Origin of the sequence: Actinospica durhamensis, assembly GCF_018139695.1 — a bacterium.
Taxonomy (GTDB): Bacteria; Actinomycetota; Actinomycetes; order Streptomycetales; family Catenulisporaceae; genus Actinospica; species Actinospica durhamensis.
Genome location: NZ_JAGSOG010000032.1, coordinates 1 through 20,308 on the forward strand (window position 1 = coordinate 1; position 20,308 = coordinate 20,308).

Sequence of the window (20,308 nt, forward strand, 5' to 3'; positions counted from 1 at the left end):
GACAGACTCCTGGGCTTGCCGCGCCGATCCGGCGCGGCGATATGACCCGGCAGCCGATCCCGGGTCACCGATCGCCTGCGAGCGCTGACGGGGGATCGGAATGGTCGTTTGGTTAGACCAGGACCTCGGGCGGATCGGGGTGGCCGAGGAATGCGGTGGGGCTGGCGGTCAGGCCGTATGCGCCGGCCTGGAACAGGACGATCAGGTCGCCGATCTCGGCTGGGGGCAGGTCGGCCTTGTCGGCGAGCACGTCTAGGGGTGTGCAGAGGCGGCCGACCACGTTGACCGTCTCGGTCTCGGGGCCGGCGGAACTGGCGACCGCGATCGGGTAGTTGCGGCGGATGGCGCGGCCGAGGTTGCCGGTGGCGGCGAGTTGGTGGTGGAGGCCGCCGTCGACGACGAGGTAGGTCCGGCCGCGGGACTGCTTGCGGTCCACGACGCGGGTCACGTAGACGCCTGCCTCGCCGACTAGGTAGCGGCCGAGTTCGATCACCACGCGGGCCTCGGGCAGTCGGCGCGTGATGGTGTCCTGCATCAGGTCGGCCAGGTTCTCGCCGATCGCGCCGAGGTCGAGCGGCTTGTCGCGGTCGGCGTATGGAATGCCGAAGCCGCCGCCCAGATTCAGGTAGCGGACCGGGCCGGGGGCCGCGTCGGCCAGTGCCGCGACTAGGTCTACGGTGGCGCGCTGGGCGGCGCAGATGCTCTCCACCTCGAGGTTCTGCGAGCCGGCGAAGATGTGGAAGCCCAGGAATTCGACGTCGCCGGCGCTGCCGATTTCGGCCAGCAGTGCTGGGACCTGCTCGGCGTCTACGCCGAACTGCTGCGGGCCACCGCCGAGGCGCATCCCTGAGCCGCGCACGGCGAAGTCGGGATTGACCCGCACGGCGACCCTGGCCGGCACGCCGAGATCCCGGCTCACCGCGCGGATCCGGCGCAGTTCCCCCTGCGACTCGAGTTCCAGGGTGACCCCGGCGGCGACCGCCTGGCGCAACTCCGGGGTGGTCTTGCCGGGTCCAGCGAAGCTGATGCGCCGGGCCGGCACCGTGGTGTCCAGCGCCTTGCGCAGCTCGCCGCAGGAGGCCACGTCGAGGCCGTCCACCAGCGTGCTCATGTGGTGCAGCAGCGCGGGCATCGGATTCGCCTTGACGGCGTAGCTGAGCTCGATCCCGGCCGGCAGCGCTCCACGGACTGCGCGGACCCGCTGGGTGAGGAGGTCTCGGTCGTAGGCGAAGAACGGGGTGGCGCCCACGCGCTCGGCGAGTAGATCCAGCGGAACGCCGCCCACGGTGAGCATCCCGTTCTCGCGCGCGAACGGTACGTCGGTGATTTCTCTCGTACTCGTGCTCGTACTCGTCATCGCGTCCCTCGTCCCGACGTTATAAGGATTCTCGGGACGTGTCGGCGTGCGACTTCATCCCGCAGTCCTCTTGCATGATTTCAGGCTTGTGCCGATCGGCCCCCGATGTCAACGGCCCCCCGGCGACAGCTAGTTGCAGTCGCTTTGCTGGCGCCGGTACCAGGGCTTTTGCACGTTGACCGCACCGTTGGGCCAATGCAGAATCAGGAATCGCTGGTCCACGTCGTTATCCGACTTGATATCTCGACCGGCTTTCAGCCGTGAGATTACTGTGATGGCGGGTGAGTGAATGTCCACCGGAAACGCGTCCACTGCCGATGAACCGATCGCGGTCGTCGGCGCCTCCTGCCGGCTTCCCGGAGCGGCGAATCCCGAGCAGTTCTGGCAGCTGCTCGAGGGCGGCCGGCAGGCCGTCGCCGAGGTGCCCGAGGGGCGCTGGCCGGACGAGGGCCTGACCCGGTACCGGCGCGGCGGGTTCCTGCGGGACGTGAGCCGCTTCGACGCAGCGTTCTTCGGGATCTCCGCCCACGAGGCGGCGGCGATGGACCCGCAGCAGCGGCTGATGCTGGAGCTGTGCTGGGAGGCGCTGGAGCACGCCCGGGTGGCCCCCGCCGGCATCCGCGGCAGCCGGACCGGCGTGTTCGTGGGCGCGATCAACGGCGACTACGCGCTGCTGCAGCAGAAGCTCGACGGCCAGGCCGCCACCCGGCACACCCTCACCGGCGCCCAGCGCAGCCTGATCGCGAACCGGGTCTCCTACCTGCTCGGCCTGCGCGGCCCCAGCCTGACCCTGGACTGCGGCCAGTCCTCGTCGCTGGTGGCGGTGCACATGGCCTGCGAAAGCCTGCGTCAGGGCACGACGGATCTGGCGCTGGCGGGCGGCGTGAACCTGAACCTGCTGGCCGAGACGAGCGCCACCATCGGCGAGTTCGGCGCGCTCTCCTCGGACGGACACTGCTACACCTTCGACAGCCGGGCCAACGGCTACGTGCGCGGCGAGGGCGGTGTCGTGGTCGTGCTCAAGCCGCTCTCGGCCGCCCTGCTCGCCGGCGACCGCGTGCTGTGCGTCATCCTCGGCGGCGCGGTCAACAACGACGGCGGCGGCGCGGGTCTCACGGTTCCGGACCAGGGCGCGCAGGAGGACGTCGTCCGGCTGGCCTGCGGCCAGGCCCGGGTGCGCCCGTCCGACGTCCAGTACGTCGAGCTGCACGGCACCGGCACCCGTGTCGGCGACCCGATCGAGGCCGCGGCGCTGGGCGCGGTGCTCGGCACCGACCGTCCGGCCGAGCGGCCGCTGCTGGTCGGCTCGGTCAAGACCAACGTCGGCCACCTCGAGGGCGCGGCCGGCGCCACCGGTCTACTCAAGACGGTGCTGAGCCTCAGCCACCGCGCGCTCGCGCCCAGCATGAACTTCCAGTCCCCGCCACCCGAGATCCCGCTGCCCGAACTCGGCCTCGACGTGGTGCGTTCGGCGCGGCCGTGGCCAGCTCCCGACAGCAGGCTGATCGCCGGGGTCAGTTCCTTCGGCATGGGCGGCACCAACTGCCACCTCGTGCTCGCCGAGGCGCCCGTATCAGTGCCGAAAAACACTGAGCCCGGCGCGGCGCAGGTCCGCGACGTCCCGGTGCTGCTCTCGGCCCGCTCGAGGCCCGCTCTGTTTGCCCAGGCCAGAGCTCTGTCCCGGCACCTGGGCGCCCACCCGGAGGCGGCGCCGGCCGACGTGGCCGCGTCGCTGGCCCGCACCCGCTCCCGGTTCGAGTACCGGGCCGTCGTGTTCGGCGAGGACCGGACCGAGCTGCTGGCCGGTCTGGACGCGCTCGCCGACGGCCGGCCCGGCGAATCGGTGGTGCTGGGCAAGCGGATCGAGGGCGGCGACGTCCTGGTCTTCCCCGGACAGGGTTCGCAGTGGCCTGGCATGGCTCGCGCTCTGCTGGAGAGTCCCGGCCCGTTCACGCGGCGGCTGGCCGAGTGCGCGCAGGCGCTGGAGCCGTACATCGACTTCTCGCTGCTCGACGTGTTGCGGGAGGCACCCGGCGCGCCGGGGCTGGACCGCGACGACGTCGTGCAGCCTGCGTTGTGGGCCGTGATGGTGTCGTTGGCCGAGGTCTGGCGTGCGCACGGGGTCGAGCCGACGACCGTGCTCGGGCACTCGCAGGGCGAGATCGCCGCGGCGACGGTCGTCAGGGCGCTGAGCCTGGCCGACGCGGCACGGGTGGTCGCGCTGCGCATCCGGGCCATCCGAGAGCTCTCCGGCGGCGGCATGATGTCGGTCGGGGCGCCGTACGAAACAGTGCTCGACGTCGTGGCGAGCAGGCCGGCCCTCACCGTCGCGGCCGTCAACGGCCCCCGCGCCGTGGTGCTGTCCGGTCCGTCGGACGACCTGGCCGACGCGCAGGCCGAGTTTGTGGCGGCCGGCCACCGTACCAAGATCCTCCCGGTCGCCTACGCCTCTCACTCCGCGGCCGTGGACGGGGTGCGCGAGCGTCTGCTCGAAGAGCTCGCGCCGATCAGGCCGGTGTCGGTTCCGGCGGTGTTCATCTCCAGTGTGACCGGCGAGCCGATCGACACCGCGAAGCTGGACGCCGAGTACTGGTTCAGCAACCTGCGTCAGACCGTGTTGTTCGCGCAGGCCACCCGGTACGCGCTTGAGCACGGGGCGGCCCGGTTCGTGGAGTGCAGCCCCCACCCGGTGCTGCTTGGCGCCATCGGCGAGACCGCCGAGCAGGCGGAGCGGCCGGCGGCCACCATCGGGACGCTGCGCCGCGACGACGGCGGACCCGACCGGGTACGCCGCGCCGCCGCCGAGCACCACGTGGCGGGCGGCACGGACCTGGACGTGTACTGCGTCCTGCCTGGCGCGCGCCTGACCGATCTGCCCACCTACGCCTTCCAGCGGGAGCGGTACTGGCTGAGCGGTGTGCTCGCCACGCCCGCCGCGTCCTCGGCCTCTGTTTCGCTCGTGCCTGATGCCAAGGAGTCGGGGACGCCGGCCCGGTCGCGGCGCGAGCTGCGGGAGCTGGTGACCGACGCGGTGGCCTCCATCCTCGGCAACGGCGACTCCTCGGCGATCGAGACGTCCCGCACCTTCAAGGATCTCGGCTTCGAGTCGGTCGCCGTGGTCGAGCTGCGCAATCGTATCCAGGTCCTGACGGGGCTGGCGCTGCCCTCCACCGTGATATTCGACTTCCCGACTCCCGAGGACCTGGTCGACGCGCTGTACCAGCGCCTGTCCGGCGAGCCGGAGTCTGGCGCCGCAGCGGCCCCGAGTGCCGGTGGGACGGCTGAGGTGGACGAGCCGATCGCGATCATCGGGATGGCCTGTCGGTTCCCCGGCGGCGCGGACACACCGGAGGGGCTCTGGCGGATCGCGGCCGAGGGGATCGACGCGATCGGGCCGTTCCCGGCGGACCGCGGCTGGGACGTGGAAGGCCTCTACCATCCCGAGCCCGGCCACACCGGCACCGCCTACACCCGGCACGGCGGCTTCCTGCCCGACGCGGGCCACTTCGACCCGGCCTTCTTCGGCATCAGCCCGCGTGAGGCCACGGCGATGGACCCGCAGCAGCGGCTGCTGTTGGAGACCGCGTGGGAGGCGTTGGAGCGGGCCGGGATCGACCCAGCGAGCCTGCGCGGCCGACCCGTCGGCCTGTATGCGGGGGCGAGTGCCGACGAGTACGGCCCCCGGCTGGCCGAGGGCGCCCCGGGCCACGACGGCTTCCTGCTCACCGGCAGTTCCAACAGCGTCATCTCCGGTCGCGTCGCCTACACCCTCGGCCTCGAGGGTCCGGCGGTCACGGTGGACACGGCGTGCTCCTCCTCACTGGTCGCCCTGCACCTGGCGGCCCAGGCGCTGCGGACCGGTGACGCGCGGCTGGCGCTGGCCGGTGGCGTGGCGGTGCTCGCGACCCCGGGCATGTTCCTGGAGTTCAGCCGGCAGCAGGGGCTGTCCCCGGACGGGCGCTGCAAGTCCTTCGCGGCCGGCGCGGACGGCACCGGCTGGGCGGAGGGCGTGGGCCTGGTCGTGCTGGAGAAGCTTTCGGACGCCCGCACCCAGGGCCACCAGGTGCTCGCGGTGATCCGCGGCAGCGCGGTCAACCAGGACGGCGCGAGCAACGGCCTGACCGCGCCGAACGGTGCCTCGCAGCAACGGGTGATCCGGCAGGCGCTGGCCAACGCCGGGCTGACCACGGCCGACGTGGACGTGGTGGAGGCGCACGGCACCGGCACCAGCCTCGGCGATCCGATCGAGGCGCAGGCGCTGATCGCCACGTACGGGCAGGAGCGTCCGGCCGACCGGCCGGTGCGGCTCGGATCGCTGAAGTCGAACATCGGGCACACCCAGGCCGCGGCCGGCGTCGCGGGCGTGATCAAGATGGTGCAGGCCATCCGGCACGGGCTGCTGCCGCGCACCCTGCACGTCGACGAGCCCACGCCGCACGTGGACTGGTCCGCCGGGGCCGTGCAGCTGCTGACCGAGACGGTCGCCTGGCCGCAGACCGGCGTGCGGCGGGCGGCGGTGTCCTCGTTCGGTATCAGCGGGACGAACGCGCACCTGATCCTCGAGCAGGCGCCCGAGGTGGAGGCCGAAACCGAGCCCCGGCAGCCGGAACCGGTCCAGTCGCAGGTCCCTGCTCGGCCGCAGAGCCTGGTGACCGTGCCGGTCTCGGCCAAGTCGCCGCAGGCACTGGCCGCCTACGCAGGACGGCTGCTGTCCCACGTCGAGAGCTCCGCGCAGGTGGAGCCAGCTCACCTGGCGGCAGGACTGGCCCGGCGCACGGACTTCGAGTACCGCGCGGCCGTGGTGGCCGCGGACCGCGCCGAACTGGCCGCGGCGCTGGCCGCCCTCGCACGGGACGGCAGGAACGGCGGCCTGGTGACGGGGGTCGCGACCCGCGATGGCAAGCTGGCGTTCCTGTTCACCGGCCAGGGCAGCCAGCGGCTCGGGATGGGCCGGGAGCTGTGCCGGAACGAGCCGGTGTTCGCAGAGGCCTTCGAAGCGGCGTGCCAGGCCCTAGATGAGTATCTGCCGGTGCCGCTGGAGACGGTCGTGTTCGCCGAGGCGGGTTCGGCCAAGGCGGCGCTGCTGGATCAGACGCGGTATACGCAGGCTGCGTTGTTCGCGATCGAGACCGCGCTCTACCGGCTGGTCACCCGGCGCGGGCTGGTCCCGGACCTCCTGATCGGCCACTCCATCGGCGAGCTGACCGCCGCGCACGTGGCGGGAGTGCTGTCGCTGGAGGACGCGGCTCGGCTGGTGGCGGTGCGCGGACGGCTGATGCAGGCCGCCCGGGACGACGGAGCCATGGCCGCGATTCAGGCCACCGAGTCCGAGATCCTGGCCACGCTGCCCGAGGGCGTGGCGATCGCCGGGCTCAACTCCCCCACCACGACCGTCGTCTCCGGCGACCGCGATGCGGTCGGAACCCTGGCCGCGCAATGGAAGCAGCGGGGACGCAAGGTCCGGCCGCTCGCGGTGAGCCACGCCTTCCACTCCTCGCACATGGACAGCGCGCTGGCCGAGTTCCAGGACGAGGCCGCGCGGCTGACCTACGGGGTGCCCACGATCCCGATCGTCTCCAACGTCACCGGCCGGCCGGCTACGTCCGAGGAGTTGGCGTCCCCGGAGTACTGGGCGCGGCATCTGCGGCAGCCGGTGCGCTTCGCCGACGGTCTGCGCACGCTGCACGAGGCGGGCGTGACCACGTACCTCGAGCTCGGCCCCGACTCCACCCTGACGATTCTCACCCGCCAGACGCTGACCGCGCCGGTCACCGCCTCCGTGCTGCACCCCAGGCAGCCCGAGGCCCGCAGCTTCGCCGCCGCGCTGGCCACGGCCTGGACCGGCGGCCACCTGCCCAAGTCCACGTCCACACAGACCGTCGCAGCCCCCTTCGACCTGCCCACGTATCCGTTCCAGCGCAGCCACTACTGGCTGAGCGCCCCGGCCACGCAGAGCGCGGAGGGCCTCGGGCTGGACACGACGGGGCATGCGCTGCTGGCCGCTTCCGCTGCGCTGCCGGACGACCAGGGCGTGCTACTCAGCGGGCGGATCTCGCTGACGACTCACCCGTGGCTGGCCGACCACACCATCGGTGGGACGACGGTACTGCCAGGCACGGCGTTCCTCGACCTGGCCCTGCACGCCGCCCAGGCCCTCGACGGCTACGAGCTCGACGCGTACGACGTCCGGGAGCTGACGATCGAGGCGCCCTTGGCCCTGATGGGTCGGGCCCGGGTTCAGCTCCAGGTCGTCGTGGGCGCACCGGATACCGAGGGCCTGCGCACCTTGACCGTCCAGTCCCGGCCCCACTCGGCCCAGGCCGACGCGGATCCGGCGCCGTGGACCCGGCACGCGAGCGGCCACCTTGCTCCGACCGGTACCGCCCCCGCTCCGAGCCTGTCCGCCGGCGCCGAGGCAGCCGCGTGGCCGCCGCCGGGTGCCGAGCCGCTGGACCTCAGCGCCGCCTACGAACGGCTGGCCGACGCCGGGTATGCCTACGGCCCCGCCTTCCAGGGCCTGGCCGCGGCGTGGCGACACGGCGAGGACGTCCTCGCGGAGATCGAGTTGCCGCAGATCACTGACCCGACCTACCGTGCCGACGGCTTCGGCATCCACCCGGCCCTGCTGGACGCCGCGCTCCACCCGCTGGTCCTGGCCGCGCTCGCCGCAGACGGCAGCACCCGAGTGCCCTTCACCTGGGCGGACGCCCGACTGCACGCTCTCGGCGGCACCACGGCGCGCGTCCGGCTGCACCCGACGGGCCCTGACACCACCTCGGTGTTCGTCACCGACGCGGCCGGCGCCCCGCTGGCCGAGATCGGCGCGCTCACGCTGCGGCCCGTCGCCCTCGAGCAGCTGAGCGGCGCGACGGCGCCGGGTGCCGCGTTGCTGTACGAGTCCTGGACGCAGATCCCGCTTGAGACCGGCCCTGTCGCCGACGCCCTGTCCGTCATCGGCACGCCTGAGGCTGTGGCCGAGGTGCTGGGCGATGCGGCCGGAGCGAGTGTCCACCCGGACCTCGCGGCCGTCGCCAGTCCCGCACCCGCACTCGTCCTCGCGCCCTTCGCAGGATCCTCCGACAAGGGCCTCACGGTGCCGCAGGCTGCTCGCGCTGCGGCGCGGCAGGCGCTGGAGCTGGTGCAGGGATGGGTTTCCCTGCCGGAGTTCGAGGGCTCACGACTGGTCGTGGTCACGCAGGGCACTGTTTCCGCGCGGCCCGGGGAGTCGGTGCCGGGGTTCGTGGACGCCACCGTGTGGGGGCTGCTGCGGTCCGCGCAGACCGAATACCCCGGACGCATCACCCTGATCGACCTCGACGGCGCGGCCGCTTCCCGCGACGCTCTCGCCGCGGCGGCGGCCACCGGCGAGAACCAGATCGCCCTGCGCGACGGCACCGCGCTGATCCCCCGGCTCGACCGGGTCCCCGCGTCTGCTGGGCAGTCCGAGGCACTGGAGTTCGATCCGGCGGGGACCGTGCTGGTGACGGGTGGCACGGGCGTGCTGGCCGCGCTCTTCGCCCGCCATCTGGTCTCCCGCTACGGGGTGCGGCACCTGCTGCTGACCAGTCGACGGGGCTTGGCTGCCCCGGGGGCGGCCGAACTGGTCGCGCAGCTCGGCGAGCTGGGCGCGGAGGCGACGGTCGCAGCGTGCGACGTGGCCGACCGGGACGCGCTCACCGCGCTGCTGGCCTCCGTGCCCGCCGAGCACCCGCTGACCGCCGTGATCCACACCGCCGGCGTGCTCGACGACGGAATCGTCAGTGCCCTTTCGCCAGAGCGCATCGACACCGTGCTGCGGCCGAAGGTGGACGCGGCGTGGAACCTGCACGAGCTCACCCAGGGCGCGAGCTTGTCAGCCTTCGTCCTGTTCTCGTCCATCGCGGGCGTACTCGGCACGGTCGGGCAGGCCAACTACGCGGCGGCGAACGCCTTCCTGGACGCCCTGGCCCGCCACCGCAAGGACCTGGGCCTGCCGGCCACCTCGCTTGCGTGGGGTCTGTGGCAGCAGGACGGCGCCATGGCCAGCAACCTGTCCCAGGCCGACCTGGCGCGCTGGGCCCGCAGCGGACTGTCCGGGCTGACCGAGGAGACCGGGATCCCGCTGTTCGACCGGGCGGTTGCCGACGCGTCGCCCGTGCTGATCCCGGCCAAGCTGGACCTGGCCACGCTGCGCGCCCAGGCGGCAGCCGGCCGACTGCCCGGGCTCTTCCGAGGGCTGATACGCACCGTCACCCGCCGGCAGGCGGCCGCCGGTGGCCGAAGTGGTGTGGACGCCCTGGCGGCGCGGCTGGCCGGGCTGGCCGCCGCAGAACGCAGTGCCCTGCTGCTGGACTTGGTGCGGACGCAGACGGCCGTCGTCCTCGGTCACGCGAGTGCCGAGGCCATCCGCGCCGACCACGCCTTCGGCGACCTCGGCATCGACTCGCTGACGGCAGTCGAGCTCTGCAACGGCCTGCGCGCCACCACCGGCCTGTACCTGCCCGCCACGCTCGTCTTCGACTACCCGACCCCGGCCGCGGTCGCCGCGTACCTGGAGGCCGAGCTCGTCGGGACCGCGACGGCCGACGCCGCAGCCACCGCGAGCAACACGCCCACCATCGCCGACGAACCGATCGCCCTGGTGGGGATGGCCTGCCGCTATCCCGGCGAGGTCGCCACCCCCGAGGACCTGTGGCGGATCACGGTCGAGGGCGTCGACGCCGTCACCGAGTTCCCCACCGACCGCGGCTGGGACCTGGACCACCTCTACCACCCGGATCCCGACCACCCCGGCACCTCCTACGCGCGGCACGGCGGATTCCTGCACCACGCCGGGCAGTTCGATGCCGAGTTCTTCGGCATCAGCCCCCGCGAGGCGCTGGCGATGGACCCGCAGCAGCGCCTGCTGCTGGAGACCTCCTGGGAGGCCGTGGAGCGCGCCGGTATCGACCCGGGTACCCTGCGCGGCAGCCGGACCGGCGTCTACGCGGGCCTGATGTACCACGACTACGCCCCGCAGCCCGCCCAGGTGCCGCAGGACGTCGAGGGATACGTCATCACCGGCACGACCGGCAGCGTCGCCAGCGGCCGCATCTCCTACACGTTCGGATTCGAAGGACCCTGCGTCACCGTCGACACCGCCTGCTCCTCCTCGCTGGTGGCCATCCACCTCGCGGTGCAGGCGCTGCGGGGCGGCGAATGCGATCTCGCCCTGGCCGGCGGCGCCACCGTGATGTCCGCGCCGGGCAGTTTCGTGGAGTTCAGCCGGCAGCGCGGCCTCGCCCCCGACGGGCGCTCGAAGGCCTTCGCCGCGGCGGCCGACGGGGTCGCGTGGGGTGAAGGCGTGGGCCTGATCGTGCTGGAGAAGCTCTCCGACGCCCGGGCCCGGGGCCACGAGGTGCTCGCGGTGATCCGGGGCAGCGCGGTCAACCAGGACGGCGCGAGCAACGGCCTGACCGCGCCGAACGGACCGTCGCAGCAGCGCGTCATCCGGCAGGCGTTGGCCAACGCCGGGCTGACGACCGGCGACGTGGACGTGGTGGAGGCGCACGGGACGGGCACCAAGCTCGGCGACCCCATCGAGGCGCAGGCGCTGATCGCCACGTACGGCAAGGACCGCCCGACCGGACAGCCGCTGTGGCTCGGCTCGCTCAAGTCGAACATCGGCCACACGCAGGCCGCGGCCGGCGTCGCGGGCGTGATCAAGATGGTCGAGGCGATGCGGCACGGCGTGCTGCCGAAGACGCTGCACGTGGACGAGCCGACGCCGCACGTGGACTGGTCGACCGGGACAGTGCGGCTGCTGACCGAGGCCACCGCCTGGCCGGAAGTACGCCGGGCGCGCCGCGCCGCGGTGTCCTCCTTCGGCATCGGCGGGACCAACGCGCACGTGATCCTGGAGCAGGCGCCCGAGCCCGAGCTCGCCGACGTGGCCCAGCCGGTCGAGGCGGGGACGGCCCCGGTCGTGCCGATCACGCTGTCGGCGAAGTCGGCGCAGGCGCTCGCGGCCTACGGGGCTCGACTGGCCGATCACGTCGCAGCCGAGCCGGAGTCGGAGCCCGCGCGGCTCGCCGGAGTCCTGGCTCAGCGTGCTGACTTCGAGTACCGGGCCGGTGTCGTGGCCGAGGGCCGGGCGGAACTGGCCGCGGCGCTGCGGGATCTGGCGGCCGGTACGCCGTCGGCCGCGGTGGTGGTCGGCCGCACGGTGGCCGGGCGGCGGGTGTTCGTGTACCCGGGTCAGGGTTCGCAGTGGGCCGGCATGGGTGCCGGGCTGCTCGACTCCTCGCCGGTGTTCGCCGCCGCGCTGCGCGAGTGCGCCGACGCGCTGGCCCCGTACACCGGCTGGGACGTGGAGGACGTGCTGCGCCAGACGCCCGGTGCCCCCGGCCTGGAGCGGGTGGAGGTGGTGCAGCCGGCGCTGTGGGCGATGATGATCTCGCTGACGCGGTGGTGGGAGAGCCACGGGATCACCCCGGACGCGGTGATCGGCCACTCCCAGGGCGAGATCGCCGCCGCGCACATCGCCGGAGCGCTGACGCTGCAGGACTCCGCGCGGATCGTGGCCCTGCGCTCGCAGGCCATCAATACCCTGACCAGCACGGGCGGCATGCTGACCGCCGCGCTGCCGGTCGCCGAGGCACAGGCGCTGCTCGAGGAGCACGGCGAGGGGCTGGTGTCGGTGGCCGCGGTGAACTCCCTGGCGTCCACGGTGCTCTCCGGCGACGCGTCCCGCTTGGACGCCATCGAGCTCGTACTCGCCGAGCGCGGCGTGCGGCATCGTCGGATCCCGGTCACGTACGCGTCCCACAGTGCCCACGTCGAGCCGCTGCGCGAGCACCTGCTCGAGGTCCTCGGGTCTGTCGAGGCGTCGCCGGCGTCAGTGCCCTTCTACAGCACCGTCGCCACCGAGTCGATCGACACGACCACTCTCACCGCGGAGTACTGGTACGAGAACCTGCGCCGGCCGGTCCGGCTGCACGAGACGGTCCAGCGCCTGCTCGCCGACGGCTACACGCACTTCGTCGAGCCCAGCCCGCATCCCGGCCTGGTCTCACCGTTGCAGGAGATCCTCGAATCCCACGCCGCACCCACCGCGGTGCACCACACGCTGCAGCGCGGCCAGGACGGTCCGCGCCAGGCCCAGACCGCTCTCGCCCACGCCTACGCCCACGGCCTGACGACCACGTTCGCGGGCCCGGCGTCCCCGGCTACTCCGGCCACCGCAGCTACCCCGGCGACGGTCCCGCCGACCTATCCCTTCCAGCACGAGCACTACTGGCTGCTCGCCACGGCTCACAGCGGGAAGGCCGATGAGCACGGCCTCGACGCCACCGACCACGCGCTGCTCACCGCGGCCACCGTGCTCGGGGACGAACACGGCGTCGTGCTCACCGGGCGGCTCTCGCTCAGCGCGCAGCCCTGGCTCAACGACCACGCCTTCGCCGGCACGACCCTGCTGCCCGGCACCGCGTACCTCGACCTCGCGCTGCACGCCGCGACCCGGCACACCGAGCACCCCTACGTCGAGGACCTCACCATCCAGGCCCCGCTCGCCCTGACTCCCGGCAGCCCCACCCAGATCCAGGTCATCGTCGCCGCCGCGGACTCCGACGGCCGCCGCGCCCTGGACATCTACGCCCGGCCCGAAGACGGCGGCGAGACCCCGTGGACCCGCCACGCCGGCGGCGCCCTGACCGACCAGCCGCCGACGACCGCACCCGAGGACCCCGCCGAGCTCACCGCGTGGCCGCCCGCAGACGCCGAACCGCTAAACCTGGACGGCGCGTACGCGCGGCTCGCGGACGCGGGCTACGAATACGGTCCGGTATTCCAGGGTCTGACCGCAGCCTGGCGGCGCGGGCAGGACCTGTTCGCCGAAGTCTCGCTGCCGGAGGGCACGGCCGGTGTAGACGACCACACCGTGCACCCGGCCCTGCTCGACGCCGCCCTGCATGTCATTGCCCTGCAACCGGCCGAGCGGCCCCGCCTGCCCTTCTCCTGGTCGGGGATCCGGCTGGCCGCGACCGGCGCCACCACGCTGCGCGCCCACTTCCGCGCGACCGGCGAGGACGCCTACGCCGTCACCCTCACCGACTCCGCCGGCAACGCCGTCGCCCACATCGTGGAACTCTCGCTGCGTGCGACGTCCGCGCGGAACGCAGAGCTCTACCGACTCGAGTGGGTCGGCGTGCCGAGTGCGCCGCGGCGGATCGAGCCCGGCGAGCAGCGGTGGGCGCTCGTCGGCACCGGTCCGCAGGCCCGGGACGTGCGCGCCCTGTTCGAGACGGACGGCATCGACGTGGTCGCATACCCCGACCTCGGCTCGCTCGTGGATCCGGTGCCCTCGGTGGTGGCCGTGCCCCTCGGGTGGCCTGCCGGACCGCATCCGGTCGACGCGGTACGCACGGCGCTCGGCGAAGTCCTGAAGCTGGTCCAGCAGTGGCTGGCGCAGGACAGGTTCGCCGACTCGCGCCTGGTGATCCTCACCGACCGGCAATCGCCGACCGGGGCGGCGGTATGGGGCCTGATTCGCTCGGCGCAGGCCGAGAACCCGGGTCGGTTCGTCCTCGCCGACCTCTCGGCGGGCGGACCGGGCGCGGGCGGGCTGCTCGCCGGAGCGCTCGAGGCGTACACGCCGCAGCTGGCGATCAGCGCGGACGGCGTATCAGTGCCCAGGGTGCATCGGCACACCACGAGCCATCCCTCTGCCGTTGACCTGAGCGGCGGGACGGTGCTCATCACCGGCGGCACGAGCGGGTTGGGCGCGCTGACCGCGGCTCACCTCGTCGAGCGCCACGGTGTCAGGGATCTGCTGCTTACCTCGCGTCAGGGCCCTGTGGCACCCGGCGCGGCGGAACTCGCCGCCGAGCTGAAGCGCTTGGGCGCGAGCGTCCGAATCGAGGCCTGCGACGTGTCCGACCGGGCCGCGCTCGCCGCGTTGCTCGACTCCGTCCCGGCGCAGCGGCCTCTCGTCGGCGTCGTCCACGCGGCCGGAGTGCTCGACGACGCGGTCGTCGCACGGCTCACCGCCGATCAGGTGGACGCCGTGCTGCGGCCGAAGGCCGACGCGGCCTGGCTGCTGCACGAGCTCACCGAAGGACAGCAGCTGCGCGCCTTCGTCCTGTTCTCCTCGGCCGCCGGAGTGCTGGGTACGGCCGGGCAAGGGAACTACGCCGCCGCCAACGCCGTCCTGGACGCGCTCGCCGAGCACCGCCGCGAGAGCGGGCTGCCCGCCACGTCGCTCGCCTGGGGCCTGTGGTCGATGCCGACCGGCATGACCGGACAGCTGACCGAGACCGATCTGGCCAGACTCGCCGCGATCGGAATCTCTCCGCTGACCGAGCGTCAGGGGCTCGACCTGCTGGACGCCGCGTTGGCCGCGCAGGGTGGCGACGACGCGCGTCTGGTGGCCTCCCGGTGGGACCTGCCGGCGCTGCGGGCCAGGGTGGCCGTGGGCGAGAGCGTGCCCGAGGTGCTGCTGGATCTGGCCGGTCCGCCGCGTACCGCGACGACCTCGACGTCTGGCACCTCGACGTCTGCCGCCGGGCGAGCCCCGGCAGCGGCGAAGCAGGGGCCCTCGCGCGGGCTGGCGGAGCAGCTCGACGGGCTCAGCCGCGCCGACGCCGAACCGGTGGTGCACGACTTCGTCCGGCGGCAGGTGGCCGTCAGCCTCGGCCACCGCTCGCCCGACGCTATCGACGCCGACACGCCCCTGAGCGAACTCGGCATCGACTCGCTGACCTCGGTGGAGCTGCGCAACCGGCTCAGCGCCGAGACCGGACTGCGGCTGCCCGCGGCCCTGGTGTTCAACCACCCCACAGTGACGCTGCTGGCCGGGCACCTGCTCGACGAACTGGTGCCGAGCGAGGCGGTCGCGGCCGAACGGCTGCTGCGGGAGACCTTCGACCGCGTCACCCCGTGGTTCTCCCGCATCCAGCCGGCCGAGCGCGACCAGCTCGCGGCCGTGCTGCGCGACGCCCTCGACCGGCTCGGCCTGCCGACCGTCGCCGAGGTCCCGGCCGCCGGGCTCGGGCTGGACTCGGACGAGGAGCTGTTCGCCTTCATCGACGCACGATCCTGAGATTCATGACCTGCTGAGATTCACGACCTGCTGAGATTCAAGACCTTGAGTTCCACGGACACTTTCGGATTGGGGTTCCCATGGCCGGCGAAGACGAGCTTCGCGACTATCTGAGACGGGCCGCGCTCGACCTCGCGGACGCGCGCAGGCGCCTGGCGGAGCAGGACGCGCGGCAGCACGAGCCGATCGCCGTGGTCGGCATGGCCTGCCGGTTCCCGGACGCACCGGACCCGGAGGCCTACTGGGAGCTGCTGCACGACGGGCGCCGCGCCGCCATCGGCGACGTGCCGCCGGAGCGCTTCAACCACGATCCGCGGTCCGCGGACAACGACCTCTACACCCCCCGCCGCGGCGCGTTCCTGCCCGACGTCGCGGGCTGGGACGCCGGATTCTTCGGGTTCTCGGCGCGCGAGGCGCTGCGGATGGACCCGCAGCAGCGGCTGCTGATGGAACTGGCCTGGGAGGCCATGGAGGACGCCGGCACTCCCCCGGCGAGCCTGTCCGGCAGCCGCACCGGCGTGCTGCTCGGCTTCTCCGACGCCTTCCAGTACGGGCAGTTGGAGACCGAGCGCCACGGTCAGCGCGTCTACGCCGACCCGTACATGGGCCAGGGCAGCCTGGCCAGCGTGGTCGCCGGACGGCTGGCCTACCACTTCGACCTGCGCGGGCCGACGTTCTCGCTGGACACCGCGTGCTCCTCCTCGCTCGTCGCGGTGCACCTGGCGGTGCAGGCGCTGCGCAACCGGGAGTGCGACCAGGCGCTGGTCGGCGGCGCGTACCTGGCGCTGCACCAGTTCCTCTACATCCACAGCTGCGCGACCTCGATGCTCTCGCCCACGGACGGCTGCAAGACCTTCGACTCCGCCGCCGACGGATACCTGATGGGCGAGGGCGGTGGCATGGTGATGCTGGCCCGGCTCTCCGACGCGCTGCGCGACGGCCGCCGGATCAGGGCCGTGATCCGCGGCTCTGCGGTCAACCAGGACGGCCGGAGCAACGGCCTGACGGCGCCCAACCGCGCCGCCCAGGTCGAGGTGATCCGGCAGGCGCTGCACGCGGCCGGGGCGACGCCGGACGAGGTCGACTACGTGGAGGCGCACGGCTCGGGCACCGCGCTGGGCGACGACATCGAGCTGACCGCGCTCCAGGACGTGTTCGGCGCCCGCGCCGCGGACCGCCCGCTGCACGTCGGCGCGGTCAAGACCAACCTCGGCCACACGCACACGGCGGCGGGTATCGCGGGGCTGATCAAGTCCGTGCTCGTGCTCGAACACGGCGTCGTCCCGGCGAACCAGAACATGACCGAGCCGGTGGAGGTGCTCGCGCACTGCCCGGCGCTGCGTCCGGCCGGCGGCACGACGCCGTTGCCCGCCGACGGACGCCCGGCGATCGCCGGGGTCAGTTCCTTCGGCTGGTCCGGGACCAACGCCCACGTCGTCCTCGAGACCGCGCCGGCCACCGCCCCCGAGCCCGAGTCGGCCGTCGAGGACGCTCTGCCCGCCGACCTCCCGCTGCTCCTGCCGATATCAGCGGCCGATGACGCCGCGCTGCGCCAGTCGCTGACCCGGCTGGCGGACGGCATCGGCACCGCGCCGCTGCGCGACGTCGCCCACACCCTGCAGTCCGGCCGCGCGCAACACCGGCACCGCCGCGCGGTGGTGGCCTCGGACGCCGCCGGTGCGGCGGCCCGGCTCAACGAGGCGGCGAGCACCGGGAGCCGCAGTGTCGCGGGACGTCCGCGGGTGGCGTTCCTGCTGCCCGGGGTCGGCGACCAGTACCGCGGCCTGGCCCGTTCGCTCTACCGCACCGAGCCCGTGTTCGCGGCGGCGATCGACACCTGCGCCGCCGTCCTGGCCGACGAATGCGGCGTCGACATCCTGCCTCTGCTGCTGGCCGATCCGCCCAGCGGGCAGGCCGAGTCGCTGGTGTTCCCCGGCCGTGGCCAGTCCGCTCCCGCGGTGGACGAGGACCCGCTCTCGCGCGCACAGACCGCGCACCCGTTCCTGTTCAGCGTCGAGTACGCGCTGGCGAAGCTGCTCGGGCACCGCGGCGTCACGCCGGACGTGCTGGTCGGCTACAGCCTCGGCGAGTACGTCGCGGCCTGTCTGGCCGGGGTGTTCACCTTGGCCGACGCGCTGCGGGTGGTCACCGAGCGGGCCCGGCTGATCGAGTCCGCGCCCGAGGGCCGGATGCTCGCGGTCGCGGCGGCCGAGCAGGCCGTGCGGACCGCGCTGGCCGACTGCGCCGCGCAGGTGGACGTCGCCGCGGTCAACGGGCCCGGGATGACCGTGCTCAGCGGCGCGCCGGACGACATCGACGCGGCGGTGGGCCACCTGACGGCGGCCGGCATCCCCGGCAGGGTCCTGCGTTCCGCGCACCCGTTCCACTCCACGCTGCTGAGCCCGGCGCAGGACCGGCTCGCCGCGCTCATCGCCGCCGTGCCCCGCCGGGCGCCGGCCATCCCGATCGTCTCGAACGCCACGGGCCGTCAGCTGACGGACGAGCAGGCGACCGACCCGCAGTACTGGGCGCAGCATCTGTGCCGACCGGTCCGCTTCGCGCAGAGCGTATTGACCTGCGCCGACCGAGGCGTGGACGCCTACGTCGAGCTCGGCCCCGGCCAGGTGCTCGGCTCTCTGGTGCGGCAGAACCTCGCCCACGCCGACACGCAGGTGGACGTGCTGGGCACGCTGCCCGCGCCGTGGGCGGCGCACGGGGACCGGGAGGAGGCGGCTGCGCTGTTGGAGACCTGCGGCCGCCTGTGGGAACTCGGCACGCCGCTGGACTGGTCCGCGCTCGCGCCGCAGGGCGGCACCTTGGTCGGACTGCCCGGATATCCCTTCCAGCGCACCAGGTACTGGCCCGAGTCCGAGACGTCCGAGACTTCTGGCGCCTCCGGCACCTCCGGCACCTCGCGCGGCGTCGACCTCCCGGCGACCGGGACTGCCTACGCGCCGGTCTGGCGCCCCGACCACAAGCGCCCTGCCGCTGCCGCGCCGCTCACCGGCACCCTCGTGGTGTTCGGCCACGAGACCGGCATCGGCCCGGAGCTAGCGAACCTGGCCGAAGCCGCGGGCCTCACCGTGCTCGAAGTGGTGCCCGGCAACGGCTTTCGGCGCGAGGGGCGACGCATCGTCATCGACCCGGCGTCGGTGGCGCACTACAAGGAACTCGCCGGCGCGGCCCTCGCGGCCGAGCCCGCCGGCGAAGGGCCCCTGTACGTCGCGCACCTGTGGAGCCTCGACGCCGCCACTCCGGCAGGAGCGTTCGCGGGCGACGAGGAGCTGCGCGCGGCCGTCCGGTACGGCTTCGACAGCCTGCTGACGACCGTGCAGGCCCTGTCCGACTCGGGTGTCATCAGGGAACTGCGACTGCTCACCGTCACGGCCGGATCGACCGAGATCACCGGCGGGGACTGCACGTCCCCGGTGCAGGCCCTGGCCCACGGCTTCGGCCGGTCGGTGCGCAAGGAGCACCGCGACCTGGCCTGGCGCGGCGTGGACCTGCACCCGGACGCGGACCCGCGGCAGGCCGCGGGCGAGCTGGTGCAGGAGCTGCGGCGCGACCCGTGGAAGTACGCCGACCCGGCGGCCGAGCCGGCCCTGGTCGGCTGGCGCGAGGGCCGCCGCTGGCTCGAGAGCTGGACGGAACTGCCGGTGGACGAATCCTGCGCGGACGCATGGGACTTGGACGGCGCCTACCTGATCACCGGCGGCACCTGCGGGCTGGGCATGGCCCTGGCCAAGGACCTCGTCCGACGCGGCGTGCGGCGGCTGGCCCTGGTGGCCCGCACGCCGATCGACCGCGACGGCCCCGACCCGACCGGCAGGCAGGCCCGGATGCTGCGCGACGTCGCGGAGCTGGAGGCGGCCGGCGCGCAGGTGCTGCTGCTCACGGCGGACGCCGGGGTCCCGGGCGAACTCCGGGCGGCGCTGCGCAAGGCCCGCGAGCACTTCGGCACTTTGTACGGGGTCGTACACGCCGCCGGTGTCCCCGGAGGCGGGTGGGCGCAGCGGCAGACCCCGGCCGGAGCCCTGGAGGTGCTGGCGCCCAAGGTGCTGGCGATGGGGCCGCTGGCCGAGCTCGTCGGGCCGGACACCGCCCCCGACGCGCGCCCGAAACTGCTGGTGCTCTACTCCTCGGTGATCACCGCGCTGGGCGACCTCGGCCAGAGCGACTACTGCGCCGCCAACAGCGTCCTCGACGCCTACGGCACCGCCCTCGCGGCCGCGGCCCCCGACACCCAGGTGCTCACCGTGGCCTGGGGCCAGTGGCAGCACGACGCCTGGCAGCGCCCCACGGCCGGCGACGAACTGGCCGAGCAGGTGGCCTACCGGGAGCGGTACGGCTTCACCGACGCGGGCGGCTGCGCGCAGCTGGACCGGCTGGTCGGCGCGGCCGGCGGCAGTGTGCTGGCGATGCGTCAGCCGCTGCCGGAGGCCCACCGGGAGTGGGCGCGGCTGAGCGACCTGGACGCGGTGCTGGTCCCGGCACTGCGTAAGAACACGAATGCCCGCTTCCCCCGGCCGCCGCAGCGCACCGGCTATCTCGCGCCGCGCTCCGCGCTGGAGACGGCGATCGCCGAGGTGTGGGGCGAGTTCCTCGGCATCGACGCGGTCGGCGTCAACGACCCCTTCTTCGACCTCGGCGGCAACTCGCTGGTCGGCGTGGCGATGGTGACGGCGATCGAGCGCCAGCTCGAGCGGCGTATCGCCCCCGCGCTGCTGTTCGCGCACCCCACGGTCGCCTCCTTCGCGGCGGCGCTCGACCCGTCCGGAGACGGCGGCCCGGCCGCCGGGACCGCTAGCCCGTCCGCAAGCACATCCGGCTCGGCCCGCGGCGCGCGCCGTCGGCTCGGCGCCGCCCAGACCGCCGGCACACGGAAGTGAGGA

The 20,308-nt window shown here is 73.5% G+C and carries 3 protein-coding genes; 2 read left to right on the plus strand and 1 reads right to left on the minus strand.

The window, feature by feature from the left end; translation table 11 throughout:
• Positions 1-112: 112 nt before the first annotated feature.
• Positions 113-1,357, minus strand: coding sequence for a pyridoxal-dependent decarboxylase, exosortase A system-associated (locus KDL01_RS09525; RefSeq protein WP_212528025.1), 1,245 nt, complete (start codon positions 1,355-1,357; stop codon positions 113-115).
• Positions 1,358-1,646: 289 nt separating this feature from the next.
• On the opposite strand from KDL01_RS09525, the gene KDL01_RS09530 reads away from it, so the two are divergent.
• Together KDL01_RS09530 and KDL01_RS09535 are read left to right on the plus strand one after the other, a co-directional pair.
• Positions 1,647-15,416: a type I polyketide synthase gene (locus KDL01_RS09530; protein ID WP_212528026.1), complete on the plus strand. Its 13,770-nt coding sequence runs from the start codon at positions 1,647-1,649 to the stop codon at positions 15,414-15,416.
• Positions 15,417-15,496: 80 nt separating this feature from the next.
• Positions 15,497-20,305, plus strand: a complete 4,809-nt coding sequence (locus tag KDL01_RS09535; RefSeq protein ID WP_212528027.1) for a type I polyketide synthase — start codon at positions 15,497-15,499, stop codon at positions 20,303-20,305.
• Positions 20,306-20,308 lie beyond the last annotated feature (3 nt).